The following is a 20862-nucleotide window of genomic DNA, read 5'->3' as shown; positions in this document are numbered from 1 at the left end:
ATCATGACCGATCAGTACGCGGACACGGCGGGGCGGGCGGTCCTGGAGACCATCCGCGGCTACGGGGTGACGGCGGTGTTCGGCATCCCCGGCACCCACAACCTGGAGCTGTACCGCCCGCTCGCCGACCTCGGCATCCGCGCGGTGACGAACCGCCACGAGCAGGGCTCCGGCTACGGCGCCGACGGGTGGGCGCAGCAGACCGGACTCCCCGGGGTGGTCATCACGACCTCCGGGCCGGGACTGCAGAACGCCATGAGCGCGATCGGCACGGCCTTCTGCGAGTCGCGTCCGCTGCTCGTGCTCTCGCCGGGTGTGCCGCTCGGCTCCGAGTTCGCCGACGTGGGCACCCTGCACGAGACGAAGGACGCGACGGCGATGGTCGGCGCGATCGCCGAGTGGTCGCGCCGCGTCACCACGGCGGCGGAGGCGGTGGATGCCGTGCACGACGCCTTCGCGCTGTTCCGCACCGGGCGTCCCCGCCCCGTGCACATCGAGATCCCCCTCGACGTGCTGGAGGCGCCGGCCGGCGTCCCCGAGGCGCACCGGCTCCCCAGGCCGGCGCCGTCCCCTCACTCGGGAGACCCGGCCGGCGTCGCCGAGGCGGCGCGTCTGCTCGCGAGCGCGGTGACCCCGGTCATCGTCGCCGGTGGCGGATCGACGGATGCCGCGACCGGCGTCACCGCGCTCGCCGAGCGTCTCGGCGCCCCGGTGCTGACGACCCTGAACGGCAAGGGCGTCGTCGACGAGCGGCATCCGCTGTCCCTCGGATCGAACCTGCGTCTCGCCGCGGCCCGCGCGGTCGCCGAAGACGCCGACGTGCTGCTCGTCGTCGGCTCGAAGCTGGGGGAGGCCGAGCTGTGGGCTCCCCGGCTGGAGGCACGGGGAGCCGTGGTGCGCATCGACATCTCCGTCGCGCAACTCGACAAGAACCTCGCGGCCACGGTCGGGATCGCTGGCGACGCCGCGGCGGTGGTCGACGCCCTGCTCGCGCACCTGCCATCCGGCGACCGCCCTCCGCGCGACCTCGCGGCCGAGCGCGCCGCGATCGACGCGGAGATGCGCGACACAGCCCCCGAGACCGTCGCGCTCGCCGAGATCATCGCCGAGGCGCTGCCCGACGACGCGATCGTCGCCGGGGACTCCTCGCAGATCGTCTACATGGCACTGGGGAGCGTGCTGCGGTCGCAGCATCCGCACTCCCTGCTCTACACGCCCACCTATGCGACCCTCGGCTACGGACTGCCCGCCGCGATCGGCGCCCGCGTGGCCGACGACTCCCGCCCGGCCGTCACCGTGATCGGCGACGGAGCCCTCATGTTCTGCGTCAACGAGCTCGTCACGGCGATCGAGCAGCGTCTCGACGTCACGGTCGTGTGCGTCGACAACGGCGGATACGCCGAGATCCGTCAGAACGAGGTCGATCGAGGGATGACCCCGGTCGGCGTCGATCTCGTGCAGCCCGACTGGGCGGCCCTCGCGACCGCTTTCGGCGCGACCGGGCGCCGCGTCGAGCGCCGGGAGGACATCGCGGCGAGCATCCGCGACGCCATCGCCGACGGCGGCGTGCAGCTCGTGCACATCCCGCAGAACGCCCTCTGAACAGCATCCGACAGACAGGACCCACCATGACCGAGAACGTCGGACCCATCGACGCCTCCCAGAACCCGCGGTACTCCGGGATCGCCACCTTCGCACGGCTTCCCCGCATCGAGGACGTGCCGCGCGCCGACATCGCCGTCGTCGGCATCCCGTTCGACTCCGGGGTGAGCTACCGCCCAGGCACCCGGTTCGGGCCGTCGCACGTGCGCGAGTCGTCCCGCCTGCTGCGGCCGTACAACCCCGCGCAGGACGTGTCGCCGTTCGCGATCGCCCAGGTGGTGGATGCCGGAGACATCCCGGTGAACCCTTTCGACATCACCGCGGCCGTGAACGAGGTGGAGAGCGCGGCGCTGGCGCTCGGCGAGCAGGTCTCGCGCATCGTCACGATCGGCGGCGACCACACGGTGGCCCTGCCGCTGCTGCGGGCCGTCGCGGCGAAGCACGGTCCGGTCGCCGTGCTGCACTTCGACGCCCACCTCGACACCTGGGACACCTACTTCGGCGCCCCGATCACGCACGGGACGCCCTTCCGCCGCGCGAGCGAGGAGGGCCTGATCGACCTCACCGCGAGCTGCCACGTCGGCACCCGCGGTCCGCTCTACTCCAAGCAGGACCTCGAGGACGACGAGCGCCTGGGCTTCTCCATCGTGTCGAGCGAATACATCGAGGAGCATGGCGTCGAGGCCGGCATCCAGCGCATCCTGCAGCGCATCGGCGACCGTCCGCTCTACGTCTCGATCGACATCGACGTGCTCGACCCCGCGCACGCCCCCGGCACCGGCACTCCGGAGGCCGGCGGCCTCACGAGCCGCGAGCTGCTGCGCATCCTCCGCGCCCTGTCGGCGACGACCATCGTGGGAGCGGACGTGGTCGAGGTGTCGCCCGCCTACGACCACGCGCAGATGACCGGCATCGCCGCGAGCCACGTCGTCTACGAGCTGGTGACGCTGATCGCGGCGCAGCTCGCGCGCGACTGACGCAGGGGCGGCACCGGCCGCGTCCTCACACGAAGGATGCCGCGAGCAGCTCGGCGAAGAGCTCCTCGGCGTCGCAGTCCACGCGGCGCCGGGCGAACCAGTCGCAGATGTTGACGCAGTCGCGGTGCAGCAGGTCGAGGCCCTGCGGATTGGCGATGATGTCGACGATCTGCGGCAGATCGATCACCCGCACACGCTCCTCGTGCACGAGGAGGTTGTACGCCGACAGGTCGCCGTGCGCGAAGCCCGCCGCGGCGAACACCCGCATGATCTCCACGATCTGGGTGTAGAAGCCGGCGAGCTCCTCGCGTGAGGAGCGCACCTGCGCCAGCCGCGGCGCGGCCGTGCCCGACTCGTCGCCGATGAACTCCATCAGGATCTCGGTGCCGTTCACCTGGACCGGGTACGGCACGGGCGCCCCGAGCTCGTGCATCCGGCACAGGGCGTCGAACTCGGCGATCGACCAGGCGGATGCCGCGACCCCACGGCCGTGGGAGGACTTCTTGGCGAGCGCGCGGGCGTCGCGCGTGTTCTGCACGCCGCGACCCTCCGTGTACATCGCCGAGCGGTGGAAGCTGCGGGTCTCCTCGCCGCGGTACCGTTTCGCCGCCAGCAGCGTGCGCTGATCGGGGTCGTCGGGCACGGCGCGCTCCAGCAGGAACACGTCGGCCTCCTTGCCGGTCTTGAGGATGCCGAGCTCGGTGTCGAGCGCGCCGGCATCCGTCACGATCCAGGAGGGCCACGGCAGCGGTCCGCGCTGCGTGGGGATGGTGGTCGGCCAGGTGGTCCAGCGCTGCCCGTCGCCGGGTTCGACGTCGGCGAAGGTGAGGGAGAGTTCGAGTGCGTCGAAGGACGCGAGGGGATCGGTCACTTTTGATTGCTCCGTGGTGGCCAGGAGGCCACACAGGCGGCGACCTCAGGGAAGGATGTCGGCGAGGGGCGCGACAAAGACGTTCGTCATCTTCTCGGCTCCTCTCGCTCGTTCTTCCCGGGCTCTTCCCGGTGCGCCGTCGAGCTTACCCTCGGCGGTGGCGGTTGTCACGACCGGGATGGCGGAACGAGACGCACCAGCACCCCGTCGCCTTCGCCCCCGATCGCGACGACCCAGGAATCACCGACCCGCGCGGCGGCGTTCGCCCCGCACAGGAACGGCAGCGGATGCTCGTCGCCGCCGGCGTCGGTCAGGAGCAGTGCATCCGCGCACCCCGAGCGCGCCTCGATGCTCGCGCGGGCCTCGGATGAGCCGCCGACGACCACACCCTGCTCGGCGGAGTCGCGGGCGCCTCCGCCCCACCAGAGGGCCGTCCCGTCGGCGGCGACAGCGACGTGAGGGCGCTCCGCGTTCTGCGCAGCCCGGGATCTCTCGTCGCCGTCGGGTTCGAGGACGACCCTGGCGGTGCGGGTGGCGAGGTGGATGGCACCCGTCGCGTCGACGTCGACGTCGACGGGGGGAAGGTCGGGCGATGATCCGGGCGCATCGCTCCAGTCCAGCGGCTCGGAATGCAGCAGGGTCCGTGCGCCGTCGTCGAGAGAGACCCGCAGCACCTCGTAGCCGAGTCCGCCGTCGTCGCCCACCCGGTAGCGGATGACGATCGCCGCACCGGACTGGACCGCGACGTCGCCGAACTCGAAGTCGCCGAAGTCCGTGGGTCCGCCGGATCCGCTCGGCGCCTCGCCGGGCAGATCGCGCATGCTCATGGTCGAGGTGTCGAGAACCGCGAGCACGGGGGCGCCCTCGTCGCGCACCACGACGAGCTCGGTCGGGGAGAGCGTCGCCATCGCGGTGACCCGCGAAAGGGGGGAGTCGAGCGGAGCATTGAACCTCGCGACCGTCTTCTCCTCGGCGTCGACGTGCAGCCAGGACCCCGAGGACACGGCCCAGAAGCCGCCGTCGCCGTCGGGCGTCAGATGGTACATGCCGTAGGCGATGTCGGTGCGCTCGGCGCCGAACGGGATCGGTGCGAGGGTCCAGTCGGAGGGCCCCGGCTGCGGCGCGCACCCCGTCAGCGCCGTCGCCAGCACGGCGGCCACCCCGGCTCCCGTCAGCATCCATCCGCCGTTCCGCCGTCTCCTGTGCATGCGACCACCCTGCAGGGCCGACCTGGGAGGCTCCCGATCCCGACCGACCACGGACTGCCCCGGACGAATGGTCGGATGCCGTGGACGCGACGTCGGGCGACGGCATCCGGAGCCTGCGAAGGTGGAACCATGACGACGACCGCCCCCGTTCCCACCATCGGCTCCGCCCCCGTCGAGCGCATGCGCTACGGCGGGCTCATCGTGCTGATGCTGATGGGGTTCCTGCTGGTGACGGCGGAGTTCCTGCCCAACGGCGTCCTCACCGAGATGGCCGACGCGCTGGGGGTCACCCCGGGGCAGGCGGGGCAGACCGTGACCGTGACCGCGCTCGTCGGTCTCGTGGTGGCGCCGACCATCGGCCTCATCTTCCCTCGTCTCGACCGACGATCGCTGCTCGTGTGGATGGCGCTCGCCGCGGCCGTGTCGAACCTCATCGTGGCGTTCGCGCCGAACCTCGTCATCGTGCTGGCGGCGCGGTTCCTGCTGGGCGCCGCCATCAGCGCGTTCTGGTCGATGTCGATCACGGTCGCCGCGGCCCTCGCCGGCCCCGACCGGCTCGGACGCGGGGTCATGTTCACGTCGGCCGGCGTCTCCCTGGCCACGGTCGCCGGGGTTCCGCTCGGCGTCATGCTCTCCGAGCTCGTCGACTGGCGCATGGTGTTCGGCATCGCCAGCGCGCTGATGGTGGTGCTCGCGGTCGCGCTGCGGTTCACGCTCCCCTCGGTGCCCGCGGCTCAGGCCTCCAGCATCCGCCTCCTCGTCGACACGCTGCGTCGCCCCGGCATCGGCCTCGGCATGGCCGGTCACATCTTCGTCGTGCTCGGGCACTTCCTCGCCTACACGTACGTGCGGCTCGCTCTCGAGCGCATCCCCGAGGTCGACGCCTCCACGATCGTCGTGCTCCTCGCGCTGTTCGGCCTCGGCGGCCTGGCGGGCAACATCGCCATCGGACTCGTGATCGACCGCACCTTCGCGTTCTTCGCGGTCTTCGCGCCCGTGGTGATCGCGGTCGCCGTGATCTCGATGATCGTCTTCTCGGGCTCGATCGTCGGCGTCGCGGTCGTCGTGCTCGTGTGGGGCTTCTTCTTCTCGTCCTGGCTGATCGTCGCGAACACCTGGGTCGGACACCGGATGCCGGATCGCCTCGAAGCCGGCGGCAGCCTCGTCGTCGTGGGCTTCCAGGCGGCGATCACGATCGCGGCCGGTGTGGGCGGACTCCTCGTCGACACGCTGAGCATCGAGCTCGTCTACGTGGTCGGCGCCGTGTCGCTGCTCCTCGGCGCGGTGCTCTTCGGCGCATCGAACCGGGCGCGGGCTCCACGTATCGCCGTCGCGTAGCCGCGCGCGCTGGCACGGCGTCGGAGTCTGTGACACCCTCCGTCTGCAGTCCCCCGTGAGCACAGCTTCGGAGCGGGCACGCCGAGCACAGTTTCGGAGCGGGCACGCCGGGCACAGCTTCGGAGCACGGCTGCGGGCACAGTTTCGGAGCAGGGATGCCGGCGGCGGCGTGTCGCGTCGTCCTGGCGGCGTGTCGCCTGGTCGGGTCCGAAGTTGTGCCCGGGGGAGGCCCGAAGTGCGCCGGGGGAGGTCCGAAGTCGTGCTCGGGGGAGGCCCGAAGTGCGCCGGGGGAGGTCCGAAGTCGTGCTCGGAAGAAGCGGCTGCAGGGGCGAGGTGCGGGACTAGGCCGAGACGGGGAGGTGGGATGCCGCGCGCCAGGCGCTCGGGGTCAGGCCGGTGCGGCGGCGGAAGGCGCGGCTGAACCCCTCATCGGAGGCGTAGCCCAGCTCGCGGGAGGTCTCCGAGACGGAACGCCCCGCCTCCAGCATCCGCTTCGCCGCATCGACGCGCACCTCGGTGACGTAGTCGGCGGGGGAGCGGCCGATCGCGCTGCGGAATCGCTCTGCGAACGCGGAGCGCGACATGGCGCCGACGCCGGCGAGGCGTTCGACGGTCCACTCGCGACCGGGCTCCTCGTGGATCGCCTCGACGACGCGGTCGAGGAACGGATCCTTCGAGACCGACGGCCAGCCCTCGGGGGCGCAGCCGTTCGCCGCCCAGGCGCGGATGACCGACAGCAGCACCGTCGTCGCCATCATGCGGCAGATCAGCGGATCACCCTGGCGCACCGCGCAGGCCGCCGGGTCGGTCGGGCCCATGCTGGCGGCCAGCGCCGCAGCCGCAGGTTCGAGCACGTCGAATCCGGTGACGGTGATGTAGTCGGGCAGCACGGCGTCGAGCGTCGACGCCGAGTCGGCCCATTCCAGGTCGACGACCACCAGCGTGGTCTCGGCGTCAGCCTCGAGTGCGAGCGCGGTGCGCCCCACGGTGAGGAAGGCGTCGCCGGCCGTCAGCGCGGCGCGCGGGCCGGGGATGTCGACGGCGATGAGGTGCGAGGAGCGGTCGACGTCCAGCCGGCACCCGGAGTCCAGCGGAGGGATGCCGTGCACGGCGCCGCGGGCGATGTAGACGAGCGTCGCCGCACCCGGCGCGAGCGGAAGCAGCGCACCGGCATCCAGGATCCGGCGTCGACCGACGCCGACGCGGAGGTCGACGGCGCCGAGAACCTGCGAGAGGGCTTCGGAGTCGACGGTCACCATGCCTTCGGCAACGTCGGGGAACGCCGGGGTATTCCGCAGAGACGCGAATGTGACGGGCAGCACCTCCCGGGGGCATTCCCATCCGCGGGCAATAACGTTGATCTCGTGCAGAAGAAGCGTGGCCGTCGTGTCCTGAAAGTGATCGTCTGGGGTGTCGTCGCCGTCGTCGTGCTCGGGATCGTCGGCGTCGTCGGCTGGAGCCAGATCGGGGTGATGCCCGCCGAGAAGGCCCCGCTGGCGAGCGTTCGCGAGAACCCGGCGATCCACGTCGAGGACGCCGAGCAGGGCATCGTGCTCACGCCCGCAGACGGCGATTCCGAGCAGGGCCTGGTCTTCATCCCCGGGGCGAAGGTGGATCCGTGGGCGTACGCCCCGATCCTGCAGAGCCTCGCCGAGGAGGGCGTCACCGTGGTGATCACGCGCCCGTGGCTGAACCTCGCCTTCTTCGACCTGCGTGGACTCGACTCCTTCACCTCCGCCGCCCCCGACATCGACGACTGGGCCGTCGGCGGGCACTCGCTGGGCGGCGTGCGCGCGTGCCAGCTGGCCGCCGACGCGGAGGCCCTCGTGCTGTTCGGCTCGTACTGCTCGAACGACCTCTCCGACACCGATCTCGCCGTGCTGAGCATCTCGGGGAGCGAGGACGGACTGTCGACGCCGGAGAAGATCGATGCGGCCAGGGCCCTGCTCCCCGGAGACGCCGAGATGGTCCAGATCGAGGGTGCGTCCCACGCGTCGTTCGGTGACTACGGTCCCCAGGACGGCGACGGACAGCCGACGATCACGGACGAGGAGATGCATGCGCGCGTCGCCGAGATCCTGAACGCCTTCATGGCCGACCTCCCCCAGTCCTGAGTGGTCGCTCCGCGCAACCGAGCGAGCACGACTCAACCATTCGATGGATCACGGATGCCGCGGAGCCGCCTAGCGTGGGGAGTACCCGATTCCTAGGAGCACTGTGTTCACCGAGCCCTCCCGTCTGTACCGCGTCCTGGCCATCGCCGAGGCGATCACCTGGACGCTCCTCATCTCGGCCCTCATCGCGCGGGCGGCCGGCGCTCCGGGGATCGTCGTCACGATCGGCGGCGGCATCCACGGGTTCGTGTTCCTCGCCTACGGGGCGACCGCGATCCTCGTGGCGCTGAACAACCGCTGGCATGCGGGCGTCGCCGTGCTCGCCGTCGCCAGCGCGATCGTGCCCTACGCGACGATCCCGATGGAGATCTGGCTGCACCGCACGGGGCGCCTCGCCGGCGCCTGGCGGCTGGAGGAGGGCGAAGACCCGCGCGACCGGCGCTGGATCGACCGGCTGATGCGCTGGTTCCTGCGGCGTCCGTGGGTGCTGGGCGGGCTGATCGCGATCGCGGTCGTGGCGCTCTACGTCATCCTGCTGCTCGTCGGTCCGCCCGGAGGCAAGTGACCTCGCCCGTCACGGGGTGATGATGATCGCGTTCTTCTCGACGATCTCGTCGAAGACCGCACCCACGTCGCCGCCCACGCAGTCGACGATCACGAAGACGCCGGCCCCCGTCGCCGTGAACGCGCGCGCCGTGATCGACCAGTCGTGCCCGTCGCGCGTCCCGGTCAGCTGACGCGCATCGACCAGCGGCGTTCCGCCGGTCTGGTACCCGAGCTGCACGGTCGTCGCGAGCAGCGTCACGGAGGCCGAGGTCGTGCCGCCGACGACCTGCGCGAGCACCGCGTCCGAACTGACCTCGTCGTCGCCCGGCGTCATGTCCACGTCGGAAGCGAGCCCCTGCCAGAACCGCGCCGTGCAGGTGTCGTCGATCGTGCCGTCCGTCCATCCGCCGTTGCCGTCGTCGGGGGCGACCGACTTCCAGCCGTCGTCGAACAGGAGGCCGTCGCCCCACTGGATGTACGCGGTCGACGGCAGATCGGCGCCGTCGGCGAACGACATCGTCGCGGGGATGCCGTCTTGTGCGGGCTCGTCGGAGGGAACCGGGGTGATCGTCGGCCCGTCGACCACCGGCGGATCCGCGGGGATCTGCGCGTAGAGACAGCCGCTCAGTGGCAGCGCGACGACTCCGACGATGATCGCCGCGGCGAGACGGCCCCCCGATGTACGCGTCATGCCGGTCAGCCTAGCCCGGGGCGAGACGCGCGGGGAGTCAGTGCGCAGTGGCGACGCCGACGGCGTCATGCACGATCACGGCCGCGACGCGGGCTCCGGCGCCGGCCGCGACGATGAGCTGCTGGGGTCCGGGGGCGGCGGCATCCCCCGCGGCGTAGAGGCCGGGCACATCGGTGCGCCCTGAGCGGTCGGTGACGAGGTGCCCGTGCCCGTCGACCGCCGCGGTGAAGCCGTCGAGGAACGAGAGGTCGGTCTCCCACGCCGGCCGCACGAACCCGCCGCCGACCCTGATCACCTGACCGCCGTCGAGACGGATCGCCTCGAGCCTGCCCCGTTCGCCCACGAGCTCGGTGATCGGATGCCGCAGCACGGCGATCCCCGCGGCGGCGAGCTCGGCCTCCTCCGTCGTCGTGACGGCGTCTGAGCCGTTCGTGAAGACCGTGAGGCTCTCGGTCCAGCGGGCGATCAGCCGTGCGCGATCGGCGAGGTCGGCGGACTCCCCGATGAGCGCGAGGCGTCGACCGCGCAGCTCCCATGCGTCGCAGGCCGCGCAGCTGAACAGGCTCATGCCGTAGAAGCCCCGCAGGTTCGGCACCTCAGGCAGCGTCTCGCGCAGGCCGGTGGCGAGCAGCACGGCGCGGGTGCGGACCGTCTCCGTGGCCTCCGTGCGGCCGATCCCCGCGGCGAACCCGTCGTCCGTCTGCGACAGCGAGGCCACGCGCACGCGGGAGCGGATCTCGACGTTCGGGTAGGCGGCGAGCTCCGCCCGGGCGAGCTTGCGCAGCTCGTGCGGGGGCACGCCGTCGCGGGTCAGGAAGCCGTGCGAGTTCAACGTCGCCGCGTTCCGTGGGCGATCGGCATCCACGACGAGCACCCGCACCAGGGACCGGCCCAGGTTGAGGGCGGCGGAGAGGCCCGCAGGGCCCCCGCCGATGATCAGCACGTCGTACGGAGCCGTCTCAGCCATGCGCACCCTCCTGTGGGGGAAGGGCGGCGACCACCGGGTGGTCGAACGCGGAGACGCCGACCTTGGCGGCGCCGCCGGGCGAGCCGAGCTCATCGAAGAACTCCACATTCGCCTTGTAGTAATCCTGCCACTCCTCGGGCAGGTCGTCCTCGTAGTAGATCGCCTCCACGGGGCACACCGGCTCGCAGGCGCCGCAGTCGACGCACTCGTCGGGGTGGATGTAGAGGGAGCGCTCTCCCTCGTAGATGCAGTCGACGGGGCACTCGTCGATGCAGGCGCGATCCTTCACATCGACGCAGGGCAGCGCGATGACGTAGGTCATCGGACGAGAGCGCCGTCGCGCGACACCGCGACCTGCTCGTCGCGGGGCACGACCTTCACGCGCTCGCGGGTGTGCCGGTGCGTCTCGCCGAGGCGACGCTCGTGGGCGTCGAGGGCCAGCCAGCCGTCCCAGGTCGTGTACTCGGCGCCGTCCGCGTCGAGCACGTCGAGCACGTCCTCGTCGGAGGCGGGGTCTGCGAGCAGCCCGGCCTCCGCGTCCGCCACGAGGTGCGTGATGGTCTCCAGCGCGTCGGACTTCGTGTGCCCGATGAGGCCGACGGGCCCGCGCTTGATCCAGCCGGTCGCGTACAGGCCGGGCTCGTCGGCCACACGGCCGCCGTCGTTCGGCACCACGCCGCGCGCCTCGTCGAACGGCGCATCGACCACACGGGTGCCGTAGTACCCGACCGCGCGGTACACGGCCTGCACGGCGTAGTCGCGGAACTCCCCGGTACGCACGAGGGCGCCATCGGCATCCGCGCGCGTCCGCTCGAAGCGGATGCTCTCGACCCGCCCGTCGCCCTCGATCGCGACGGGGGCGTGCCAGAAGTGCAGGTGCAGTCGGCGGGATGCCGTCCCCGCCGGGCGGTCGCGCCAGCCGTTCAGCGTGCGCAGCATGACCTTGAGCTGGTTGTTCGTCGCGGCTGCCGGGTCGACGCCGTCGAAGTCTTCGTCGTGCAGCACGATGTCGACGTCGCGCACCTCGCCGAGCTCCCGCAGTTCGATGGGCGTGAACTTGATGTCGGCGGGGCCGCGGCGTCCGAACACGTGCACGTCGGTGACCGCGGAGGACTCCAGACCCGCCAGGACGTTGTCGGGCACCTCGGTCGTGCGGAGGTCCACGGCGTGCTTCGCGAGAACCCGGGCGACGTCGAGTGCGACGTTGCCGTTGCCGATCACCGCCACAGACGACGCGTCGAGAGGCCAGGTGCGCGCGACGTCGGGGTGGCCGTCGAACCACGCCACGAAGTCGGCGGCGCCGTGGGAGCCGGGAAGCTCGACGCCGGGGATGTCGAGGGCCGCATCGCGGATCGCCCCGGTCGCGAGGATCACCGCGTGGTAGCGCTCGCGGAGGTCGTCGAGGGAGACGTCGCGGCCGACCTCCACGTTGCCGATGAAGCGGATCGTGCGCCGGGTGGGCGCGGGGTCCCCGTCGTCGACGACGGGGAACGCATCGAGCATCTCGTGCAGCGAGTTGACGATGCCCTTGATGCGCGGGTGGTCGGGGGCGACGCCGTAGCGGATGAGGCCGTAGGGCGCGGGGAGCGACTCGAACAGGTCGATCTCCACGCGGCCGGAGCGCTCGGCGACGGCGTTCGCGAGGAGGTTTCCCGCGTAGATGCCCGCGGGGCCGGCGCCGACGATCGCGACGCGCAGGGCCAGCGGACGCGGCGAAGACGAGGAGACGGGGGTCGATGACATGGCGGATCTTTCGGTGCGGGTGCGGGTGCGGGTGCGAGCGCGGTCAGCGGTTGAGGGAGGTCTCGACGACCTGGACGAGGCCGGTGTCGACGGCGAGCCCGGCGATGAGGGCGTCGCTCCAGTGGGTCCTGGGAGGCTGCGAGGAGATGGTCACGGATGCCGCGGCGTGCGGGCTCAGCCGCACGACGTCTCCCACCACGATCACGGCAGGGGAGCGCACCTGGCGGGAGGCCGCGAGCGAGGCGATCGTCCCGAGCGTGCCGATCGTGATGCGCTGGCTCTCGCCGAAGCCGTCTTCGATGATCGCGACGGGGCAGTCGTCGCCGCGGGCGCCGGCGGCGAGCACGTGGGCCGAGTGCCCCAGCGTGTTCACCCCCATCAGCAGCACGACCGTGTGGTCGGAGCCGCCGGGGATGCGCTCGATCTGGTCGTGCGCGCTGACCACGGTGAACGAGGCCGCCAGGCCGCGGTGGGTGAGCGGGATGCCGGCGACGGCGGGCACCGAGACGGCGCTGGTGACGCCGGGCACGACCTCGACCGTGATGCCGGCCTCCTCGCAGAACAGCTGCTCCTCACGGCCTCGGCCGAAGACGAACGGATCGCCGCCCTTCAGGCGCACGACGTCCCGACCCTCGCGGGCCAGGGAGACGAGGAGGTCGTTGATGCCGTCCTGGGGCACCGGGTGGTGGCCGGGGAGCTTGCCGACGTCGACGACCTCCGCCGTCAGCACGACGCCCTCCTCCGCGAGCTGCTGCAGCACCTGCCGCGCGCCGAGGCGGTCGGCGACGATGACGTCGGCATCCTGCAGCGCCCGCAGGCCGCGGAGCGTGAGCAGGCCGGCGTCTCCCGGTCCCGCCCCGACGAGGGTCACTCTTCCGGTCATCGTGCACCTCCGAGGAGCAGTCCGCGATTGCGCAGCATCCGGCGCTCGAGCGGGGCGAACAGGACCAGCTCGATGACGATGCCGATCGCGAGGATGAGCAGGATCGTGCCGAGCACGCTCGCGAGGTCGGCGAGCTCGCGCGACTGGTTGAGCATCGTGCCCAGCCCGAATCCCATCGACCCGCCCATCGTGATGATCTCGGCCGCCATCAGGGAGCGCCACGAGAACGCCCACCCCTGCTTGAGGCCCGCGAAGTAGCCGGGCAGGGCGGCGGGGAGCGTCACCGCGGTCGCCAGCTGCCAGCGGCTCGCGCCGAGCACGATGCCGACGCGACGCAGCTGCGGCGGCACCTGGTCGATGCCGGAGAGAAGCCCGTTCACGATCGAGGGGATCGCCCCCATCAGGATCACGAAGTACGCGGTGCCGTCGGTCAGGCCGAACCAGATGATCGCGGCGGGGACCCAGGCCACGGAGGGCAGCACGGTGAGTCCCGAGATGAGCGGGCCGGCGGCGCGACGCAGCAGCTTCCACTCGGCGAGCAGCATGCCGAGAGCGGTGCCGCCCACGATCGCGATGAGGAAGCCGATGACGCCGCGTTCGAGGCTCGTGAGCACCGCCTCCTGCAGGCGACCCGACTCCCACGCGTCGCCGAGCGCCGAGGCGACGGCGAGCGGGCTCGGAGCCTTGTCGGGGCGGGGGTTCGCGATGACGACGTAGAGCTGCCAGACGGCGAGCAGCACGACGAGCAGCGTGACCGGAGGCAGCGTCTTGGCGAGCACGTCGCGCCACCGCGGTGTGCGCTGCACCTCGTCGGACTGCAGGCGGTCGAGGCCGGTCGACAGCGTGCGCAGGTCGCCGTAGGCATCGCCGCTCGTGGTGTCGTCCGCCGGCCGGAAGACGGTGGTCTCATGAGGCATTGCGGGCGATCTCCTTCCGCAGCTCGGCGGTGATCTCGGTGGCGAGGGCCGCGACCTCGGGCGACTCGATGCGGCGCCCCGAGGTGTTCGCGATGCGCCATTCGCCGGCGATGCGACCTGGGCGACTGGAGAGCAGGATGACCCGCTGGCCCAGTCGAGCGGCCTCTCGCACGTTGTGCGTGACGAACACGATCGTGCGGCCGGTGGCGCGCCACACGCGCTCGAGCTCCTCGTGCAGCAGGTCGCGGGTGATGGCGTCGAGCGCGGCGAAGGGCTCGTCCATGAGCAGCACGGCGCGATCCTGCGCGAGGGCGCGGGCGAGGGCGACGCGCTGGCGCATGCCGCCGGAGAGCTCGTGCGGCCGCTTGTCGGCGGCCTCGGCGAGGTTGACGGTGCCGAGCAGACGCTCGGCCTCCGCGCGTCGGTCGCGCCGGGGCACGCCGCGCAGTCGCAGCGCGAGCTCGACGTTCTGACGGGCGGTGAGCCACGGCATCAGCGCGGACTCCTGGAACATCACGGCCGCGCCCCCGTCGGGGGTCTCGATCCCGCCGCTGGTGACGGGCTCGAGCCCCGCGACGAGGTTGAGCAGCGTCGACTTGCCGCAGCCGGAGGCCCCGAGCAGGCAGATGAACTCTCCGGGGGCGATGTCGAGGGAGACGTCGTCGAGGACGACCGGCCCCGAGCCGTAGCGCTTGGTGACGTGCGAGAGGCGCACCGCGGGGTCGACGGAGGGCGTACGCTCGGCCAGGGGGGTGACGCCGTCGAAGCTGGGCGTCAGCCTGGTCGCGGATGCTGGCAGGGGAAGGTCCCTGAGTCCGCCGAAGGGCCCCGCGGGCGCGCTCATCAGTCCTCCCCGAGCCCTGCGGCCGAGACGGTGTCCTCGCCGGCCTTCTTCAGGAGCGCGTTCAGCGGCGTCAGATCGAACAGCCCGTCGATCGAGCCCTTCTTCTGCGTGCCGGCGGCCAGCCCGTTCTCCACGAGCTTCGTGAAGGTCTCGGCGTGCGGGTCGACCGTGAACGTGACGTTCTCGAGCGCGCGGGCCAGCACCTCATCGGAGAGCTTCTTGCCCGTCGCCTTCTCCAGGGCGTCGTTGATGACGGCCGGGGCCTCGTCGGCGTGCTCGTCGAGCCACTGCACTGCGGCGATGTGCCCCTCCAGCAGCTCCTCGACGATCTTCGGGTGCTCCTCGGCGAAGTCCTTGCGCACGAGCAGCACCGTGGTCGGGAACGCGCCGTCGGGCCAGAGGTCGGCCTCGTCGACGAGCACGTGGGCTCCCGCCTCGACGACCAGTCGCGACACCCACGGCTCGGGGAGCCAGGCGCCGTCGAGCTGCCCGTCCTGGAACAGCGTCAGCGTCTGCGCGTTCTCGGTGGGCGTGATGGTGACGTCGCCCCCACCGGAGGTCGAGGTCTCGAAGCCCTCCTCGGCGAGCCAGCTGCGCAGCGCCACGTCCTGCGTGTTGCCGAGCTGGGGCGTCGCGATGTTCTTGCCCTTGAGGTCCTCCGGCTTGTCGATGCCGTCGCGCACGACCAGCGCCGCGCCGCCCGAGGTCGCTCCGGCGATGATGTTCGCCGACTCGCCGCCTGACTGGATGAACGTGTTGATCGCCGGGTTGGGCCCGATGTAGGTGGCGTCGATCGCTCCGGCCGAGAGGGCCTCGATCGCGGCGGGTCCGGCGTTGAAGACCTCCGTCTTCACGTCGACGTCGCCGAGAGCATCCTGGAACAGCCCCTCGGAGAGCCCGACCAGCGCCGGCGCGTGCGTGACGTTGGCGAAGTAGCCCAGACGCACTTCGGAGAGGTCGTCCTTCGCGGCGTCTGACGCGCTCGGCGCGGCAGATGCCGAGGCGCAGCCGGCCAGCATCATGGCAGCGAGTCCAAGGGCTGTGAGTGCGGTGGTCTTGCGGGTGATCTTCACGGTGTCGCCTCCTTAGCGAGTGGTGGGGTGGTGCGGGTCAGTCCCCGACGACGGTCGCTGCGGCCAGCGTCGCGCCGTCGGCGGGGTGGATGAGCACGAGGGAGCCGCCGGAGCGGCTCTGCTCGTACGGTTCGAGGGGGAGGTCGGCGGCGAAGCGCAGACGCACGCGGCCGATCTCGTTGACCGCGAGCGCGTCGGCGTCGAGGTGGCCGAGCGTGTCGAGGTCGCGGCGGTCGATGACCTCGGACACGAGCGCCTGCACGGTCAGGGTGCCGTGCTTGACCAGCACCCTGGTGCCCGCGGTGATCGTGCGCGGATCGAGCTGGAAGAGCTCGACGACCGCCTCCCTGCGCCCGGCGGGAACGGTGCCGGATGCCGCGATCACGGCGCCCCGCGCGGCGTCCAGCTCATCGGCGAGCGTCAGCGTGACCGACTGCGGAGCTGTCGCGGCATCCGCCTCCGCCCCCGCGACGTGGATGCCGGTGACCGTGGTGGCGTGCCCGCCGGGGAACACCTCCACGACGTCGCCCACGCGCACGGAGCCCGCGGAGATGCGGCCGGCGAATCCGCGGAAGTCCCGGTAGCGCTCGGCGTCGTCGGCGCTCACGGTCGGCGAGAGGCCGCCCTGGGGGCGCAGCACGAGCTGCACGGGAAGACGGAAGTCCGAGGCTGCGGCCTCCGACTCGTCGATGGTCGGGAGGGTCTCCAGCAGCTCGATCAGCGTCGGCCCCTGATACCAGGGCGTGCGCTCCGACCGGTCGACGATGTTGTCGCCTTCGAGCGCCGACACCGGCAGCACGTGGATGCCGGTGAGGCCCAGCTGCTCGGCGACCCTGGCCGCCTCGATCTCGATCTCCACGAAGACGTTCTCGTCGAAGCCTGTGAGGTCGATCTTGTTCACCGCGATGACGACGTGGGCCACGCGCAGCAGGGAGACCACGGCGAGGTGACGGCGGGTCTGCTCCACGATGCCCTTGCGGGCGTCGACCAGCACGATCACGGCATCCGCGGTGGCGGATCCGGTGACCATGTTGCGCGTGTACTGCACGTGGCCGGGGCAGTCGGCGAGGATGAAGCTGCGCCGATCGGTCGCGAAGTAGCGGTAGGCGACGTCGATCGTGATGCCCTGCTCGCGCTCGGCGCGGAGCCCGTCGGTGAGGAGCGCGAAGTCGAAGTCGCCGTGCGCGAAGCCGCGCTGGCGGCTGGTGGCGGCGACCTGCTCCAGCTGGTCGGCGAGGATCGCCTTCGCGTCGTGCAGCAGTCGGCCGACGAGCGTGGACTTGCCGTCGTCGACGGAGCCGGCCGTCGCGAAGCGGAAGAGGGTTCTCACGTCGGTCGTTGAGCGAGCGGAGCGAGACGAAACGTCCTCATCCGACCTCGACTGAGGGTCGATGCGTTTCGTCTCGGTCGCTGCGCTCCCTCGCTCAACGACCGGTGGGGTGTCAGTCATCAGAAGTACCCGTCCTTCTTGCGATCCTCCATGGCGGCCTCGCTGATCCGGTCGTCGGCGCGGGTCGCTCCGCGCTCGGTGAGGGTGGAGCGCTGCACCTCGGCGACGACGGATGCCGTGTCCGCGGCATCCGACTCCACCGCACCCGTGCAGCTCATGTCGCCGACCGTGCGGTAGCGCACCGTGCGGCGAACGACGTCTTCGCCGGTGCGCGGCTGCGAGAACTCGCCCACGGCCCACCACATGCCGTCGCGACGGAAGACCTCGCGCTCGTGCGCGTAGTACAGGGGAGGGAGGGCGATGCCCTCGCGCTCGATGTAGTTCCAGATGTCGGTCTCGGTCCAGTTCGAGATCGGGAAGGCCCGCACGTGCTGGCCGGGGAGGTGGCGGCCGTTGTACAGGCTCCACAGCTCGGGGCGCTGGTTGCGCGGGTCCCACTGGCCGAACTCGTCGCGGAGCGAGATGATGCGCTCCTTCGCCCGCGCCTTGTCCTCGTCGCGGCGGGCGCCGCCGAACACGGCATCGTGCTTTCCCGCGGCGATCGCATCGAGCAGCGGCTGCGTCTGCAGCGGGTTGCGGGTGCCGTCGGGGCGCTCGGCCAGGCGGCCGTCGTCGATGTAGTCCTGCACGCGCGCGACCTCGAGGTCGATGCCGAGGCGGGCGACCGTCTCGTCGCGGAAGGCGATCACCTCGGGGAAGTTATGGCCGGTGTCGACGTGCAGCACGGGGAACGGCACCTTGCCCGGCGCGAAGGCCTTCGCCGCGAGGTGCAGCACCACGACGGAGTCCTTTCCGCCCGAGAACAGCAGCACGGGACGCTCGAACTCGGCGACGACCTCGCGGATGATGTGGATGCCCTCGGCCTCGAGCAGGTCGAGGGCCGACAGCGATGTCGGGGCCTCCTGGTCGTTGAGCGAGGAGCGCAGCGACGAGACGAAACGCGTCGGGCTTGGCGTTTCGTCTCGCTGCGCTCGCTCAACGAACGAGGTCTGACGAGGTGTCTCGCTCATAGGTGGAGTCCGCATTCTGTCTTGGAGAGCCCGGCCCAGCGGCCGGAGCGCGGGTCCTCGCCGGCGGCGACGGGCTTCGTGCACGGCGCGCAGCCGATCGACGGGTAGCCGTTCGCGATCAGGGGGTTCACCGGCACCGCGTTCACGGTGGCGTAGTCGATGAGGTCGTCGAAGCTCCACGCGGCGACCGGGTTGACCTTCACGAGGCCGTTGCGCTCGTCCCACACGATCAGCGGCGTCTCGGCGCGCGTCGGCGCCTCCTCGCGGCGCACACCCGTGAACCACACCTCGTACTCGCCGAGCGAGCGCTGCAGCGGTTCGACCTTGCGCCGCGCGCAGCACAGGCCGGGATCGCGCTCGAACAGGTTCGCGCCGAACTCGGCATCCTGCTCGCGCACGGTCTGCTCCGGCTTCACGTCGACGATGCGCACGTCGAGCTCGCGCTCCACCTCGTTGCGCGTGAACGTGGTCTCGGCGAAGTGGTAGCCCGTGTCGAGGAACAGCACGTCGACACCGGGGAGGCCCTGCGCGACGAGGTGCGGCAGCGCGGCATCCGCCATCGAGCAGGCGACGGCCGCCTGCGAGACGTCGAAGTTCTCGGCGATCCAGGCGACGACCTCCGCCGGCGTCGCCTCGTCTGGCTGCCGACTGCGCAGCTCGGCCGCCCCGCGCTCGGCGAGGGCGCGCAGCTCGTCGACCGAGCGCCGGGGAGGTCGCGCGGAGCGGATGACGACCGGAGTGCTCACTGCAGCGCCTCCTCGTCGGCCCTGTGCGCCCACTGCGCGAAGCTCTCGGCCTCCTCGCGGTCGGCGAGGTAGCGGCGGATCACCCGCTCGGCGTAGTCGGCGATGCCGTCAGCGGCGACCTTGAGGCCGCGCACGGTGCGGCCGAGGCCGGCCTCCTCGCGGTCGACGCCCGCGAGGCCGCCGCCCAGGTGCACCTGGTAGCCGGGGACCTGCTCACCGTCGATCGACACCAGCTGGCCCTTGAGCCCGATGTCGGCGATCTGGATGCGGGCGCACGAGTTCGGGCAGCCGTTCACGTGCAGCGTGATCGGGCGGCCGATCTCCGGCTCGAGAGCACCGAGGCGCTCCTCCAGCAGACGGATCGCGTCGGCCGCGTTCGCCTTGGTCTCCACGATCGCGAGCTTGCAGTACTCGATGCCCGTGCATGCGATGGTGCCGCGGCGGAACAGGCTGGGCCTGGCCGAGAGCCCGAGGGCGTCGAGGCCGGCGACGAGGCTCTCGACCCCGTCCTCCGGCACGTCGAGCACCAGCAGCTTCTGATGCGGGGTGGTGCGGATGCGCTGCGATCCGTGCTGCTCCGCGAGGTCGGCGAGGGCCGTCAGCGTGCTGCCGGAGACGCGGCCGACGAGGGGAGCGGCGCCGACGTAGAAGCGTCCGTCCTTCTGCCGGTGGATGCCGACGTGGTCGCCGATCGTCGTGGGCGTGGGGGCGGCCGGCCCGTCGGGGAGGGGAGCGTCGAGGTACTCGGTCTCCAGCACATCGCGGAACCTCTCGACTCCCCAGTCGGCGAGCAGGAACTTCAGGCGGGCCTTGTTGCGCAGGCGGCGATAGCCGTAGTCGCGGAAGATCTGCGTGACCCCGTGCCACACCTCGGCGACCCGCTCGGGGGCCACGAACGCGCCGAGGCGCTCGCCGAGCCGCGGCACCACCGAGAGCGCGCCGCCGACCCAGATGTCGTAGCCGATGCCGAGCTCTGGATGCTCGACCGCGACGAACGCGCAGTCGTTGATCTCGTGCACCACGTCCTGGCTCGGGTGGCCGGTGATGGCGGTCTTGTACTTGCGGGGGAGGTTGGCGAGCGACTGGTCGCCCACGAAGCGCTCCGCGATCTCGAGGATCTGCGGGGTGGGGTCGATGATCTCGTCCGCGGCGATGCCGGCGACAGGGGATCCCAGGATCACGCGCGGCACATCGCCGCACGCCTCGGTCGTGCTGAGCCCGACCTCTTCGAGACGGCGCCAGATCTCGGGCACGTCCTCGACCTGGACCCAGTGCAGCTGCACGTTCTGACGGTCGGTGAGGTCGGCGCTGTCGCGGGCGAACTCGGTGGAGATCTCGCCGATCACGCGCAGTTGATGGGTGGTGAGCTGCCCGCCGTCGATGCGGACCCGCAGCATGAAGTACTCGTCCTCGAGCTCATGCGGCTCGAGCTGGGCCGTGCGGCCGCCGTCGATGCCGGGCTTGCGCTGCGTGTACAGGCCCCACCAGCGGAAGCGCCCGTGCAGGTCGGTCGGGTCGATGCTCGCGAACCCGCCCTGCGCGTACACGTTCTCGATGCGCTCGCGGACGTTCAGGCCGTCGTCGGCGAGCTTCCACTCCTCGTTCGCGTTCAGCGGCTCCGTGCCGTCGACCGCCCACTGCCCGTGGGGTTTGGTCGGAGTCCTCGTGGTGCGCGTGCGGGCACCACGGATCGGCGTCGGCTGCTGGATGGTCATGAACGGCTCCCTGGGATGGCTTCGCCTCACGGTAGGGAGTTGGACGGTGTTCAAGAACCTTGGATGACATGTGACGTCAAGGATCGTCACACAGCGTCATGCAGCACGGAATATGCCCGCAGGGTCTGGTGCGGGACGACGTTCTGTGCTGTGCGGCCGGCGGATGA

The 20862-nt window shown here is 71.4% G+C and carries 20 protein-coding genes; 5 read left to right on the top strand and 15 right to left on the bottom strand.

Annotated features, from left to right (window positions below; translation table 11 throughout):
- The first annotated feature begins 3 nt into the window (after window positions 1–3).
- Together ACFY5A_RS04150 and speB are read left to right on the top strand one after the other, a co-directional pair.
- Window positions 4–1602, top strand: coding sequence for a thiamine pyrophosphate-binding protein (locus ACFY5A_RS04150; protein WP_387231972.1), 1599 nt, complete (start codon window positions 4–6; stop codon window positions 1600–1602).
- 26 nt (window positions 1603–1628) lie between these two features.
- Complete coding sequence (speB, locus tag ACFY5A_RS04145) at window positions 1629–2579, top strand: agmatinase (RefSeq protein ID WP_387231970.1); 951 nt, start codon at window positions 1629–1631, stop codon at window positions 2577–2579.
- Between the two features lie 25 nt (window positions 2580–2604).
- On the opposite strand, the gene ACFY5A_RS04140 is transcribed toward speB, so the two are convergent.
- Window positions 2605–3450 carry a serine protein kinase RIO gene (locus ACFY5A_RS04140; protein ID WP_387231968.1) on the bottom strand — a complete coding sequence of 282 codons (846 nt, stop codon included), beginning with the start codon at window positions 3448–3450 and terminating at the stop codon, window positions 2605–2607.
- A gap of 167 nt (window positions 3451–3617) precedes the next feature.
- A complete protein-coding gene (locus ACFY5A_RS04135; RefSeq protein ID WP_387231966.1) occupies window positions 3618–4658 on the bottom strand; it encodes a hypothetical protein in 1041 nt (346 codons plus the stop codon).
- A gap of 129 nt (window positions 4659–4787) precedes the next feature.
- Here ACFY5A_RS04135 and ACFY5A_RS04130 point away from each other — a divergent pair, with 129 nt between their 5' ends.
- Window positions 4788–5996: an MFS transporter gene (locus ACFY5A_RS04130; RefSeq protein ID WP_341940983.1), complete on the top strand. Its 1209-nt coding sequence runs from the start codon at window positions 4788–4790 to the stop codon at window positions 5994–5996.
- 341 nt (window positions 5997–6337) lie between these two features.
- Here the strand turns inward: ACFY5A_RS04130 and ACFY5A_RS04125 are convergent, their stop codons facing one another.
- A complete protein-coding gene (locus ACFY5A_RS04125; protein ID WP_387231964.1) occupies window positions 6338–7255 on the bottom strand; it encodes a helix-turn-helix domain-containing protein in 918 nt (305 codons plus the stop codon).
- 105 nt (window positions 7256–7360) lie between these two features.
- Here ACFY5A_RS04125 and ACFY5A_RS04120 point away from each other — a divergent pair, with 105 nt between their 5' ends.
- Window positions 7361–8110: an alpha/beta hydrolase gene (locus tag ACFY5A_RS04120; RefSeq protein WP_341940985.1), complete on the top strand. Its 750-nt coding sequence runs from the start codon at window positions 7361–7363 to the stop codon at window positions 8108–8110.
- A 103-nt stretch (window positions 8111–8213) separates the two neighbouring features.
- A complete protein-coding gene (locus ACFY5A_RS04115) occupies window positions 8214–8675 on the top strand; it encodes a DUF3817 domain-containing protein (RefSeq protein ID WP_105677068.1) in 462 nt (153 codons plus the stop codon).
- Window positions 8676–8684: 9 nt separating this feature from the next.
- Here ACFY5A_RS04115 and ACFY5A_RS04110 read toward each other — a convergent pair whose 3' ends face one another.
- The 12 genes from ACFY5A_RS04110 to ACFY5A_RS04055 form a co-directional block, all read right to left on the bottom strand.
- Window positions 8685–9347 (bottom strand): hypothetical protein, encoded by a 663-nt coding sequence (locus tag ACFY5A_RS04110; protein WP_387231962.1) that lies wholly within the window; start codon window positions 9345–9347, stop codon window positions 8685–8687.
- A gap of 37 nt (window positions 9348–9384) precedes the next feature.
- Complete coding sequence (locus tag ACFY5A_RS04105; RefSeq protein ID WP_387231960.1) at window positions 9385–10314, bottom strand: NAD(P)/FAD-dependent oxidoreductase; 930 nt, start codon at window positions 10312–10314, stop codon at window positions 9385–9387.
- Window positions 10307–10636 (bottom strand): ferredoxin, encoded by a 330-nt coding sequence (fdxA, locus tag ACFY5A_RS04100; protein ID WP_105677072.1) that lies wholly within the window; start codon window positions 10634–10636, stop codon window positions 10307–10309. Before fdxA ends, ACFY5A_RS04105 begins: the two co-directional genes overlap by 8 nt.
- Window positions 10633–12057, bottom strand: a complete 1425-nt coding sequence (locus tag ACFY5A_RS04095) for an FAD-dependent oxidoreductase (protein ID WP_387231958.1) — start codon at window positions 12055–12057, stop codon at window positions 10633–10635. The genes fdxA and ACFY5A_RS04095 overlap by 4 nt, the downstream gene beginning before the upstream one ends.
- A 43-nt stretch (window positions 12058–12100) precedes the next feature.
- Window positions 12101–12940, bottom strand: coding sequence for a uroporphyrinogen-III C-methyltransferase (cobA, locus tag ACFY5A_RS04090; RefSeq protein WP_387231956.1), 840 nt, complete (start codon window positions 12938–12940; stop codon window positions 12101–12103).
- Window positions 12937–13857 carry an ABC transporter permease gene (locus ACFY5A_RS04085; protein ID WP_387231954.1) on the bottom strand — a complete coding sequence of 307 codons (921 nt, stop codon included), beginning with the start codon at window positions 13855–13857 and terminating at the stop codon, window positions 12937–12939. The genes cobA and ACFY5A_RS04085 overlap by 4 nt, the downstream gene beginning before the upstream one ends.
- Window positions 13847–14701, bottom strand: coding sequence for an ABC transporter ATP-binding protein (locus ACFY5A_RS04080; RefSeq protein WP_387231952.1), 855 nt, complete (start codon window positions 14699–14701; stop codon window positions 13847–13849). Before ACFY5A_RS04080 ends, ACFY5A_RS04085 begins: the two co-directional genes overlap by 11 nt.
- Window positions 14701–15774, bottom strand: a complete 1074-nt coding sequence (locus tag ACFY5A_RS04075; protein ID WP_341940993.1) for an ABC transporter substrate-binding protein — start codon at window positions 15772–15774, stop codon at window positions 14701–14703. The genes ACFY5A_RS04080 and ACFY5A_RS04075 overlap by 1 nt, the downstream gene beginning before the upstream one ends.
- Before the next feature lie 37 nt (window positions 15775–15811).
- On the bottom strand, window positions 15812–17104 hold the full coding sequence (locus ACFY5A_RS04070) for a GTP-binding protein (RefSeq protein WP_341940994.1): 1293 nt from the start codon (window positions 17102–17104) through the stop codon (window positions 15812–15814).
- Between the two features lie 119 nt (window positions 17105–17223).
- Entirely contained in the window at window positions 17224–18234 is a 1011-nt protein-coding gene (cysD, locus tag ACFY5A_RS04065) for a sulfate adenylyltransferase subunit CysD (protein WP_387231950.1), read from the bottom strand.
- The gene (locus ACFY5A_RS04060; RefSeq protein ID WP_223585638.1) at window positions 18231–18980 is read right to left on the bottom strand and encodes a phosphoadenylyl-sulfate reductase; all 750 of its coding nucleotides are present in this window, start codon (window positions 18978–18980) and stop codon (window positions 18231–18233) included. Before ACFY5A_RS04060 ends, cysD begins: the two co-directional genes overlap by 4 nt.
- The gene (locus tag ACFY5A_RS04055; protein WP_387231949.1) at window positions 18977–20695 is read right to left on the bottom strand and encodes a nitrite/sulfite reductase; all 1719 of its coding nucleotides are present in this window, start codon (window positions 20693–20695) and stop codon (window positions 18977–18979) included. Before ACFY5A_RS04055 ends, ACFY5A_RS04060 begins: the two co-directional genes overlap by 4 nt.
- Window positions 20696–20862 lie beyond the last annotated feature (167 nt).

This window comes from Microbacterium sp. NPDC012755 (assembly GCF_042901325.1).
Classification (GTDB): domain Bacteria; phylum Actinomycetota; class Actinomycetes; order Actinomycetales; family Microbacteriaceae; genus Microbacterium; species Microbacterium natoriense.
This window is presented reverse-complemented; position numbering and strand designations above follow the sequence as displayed.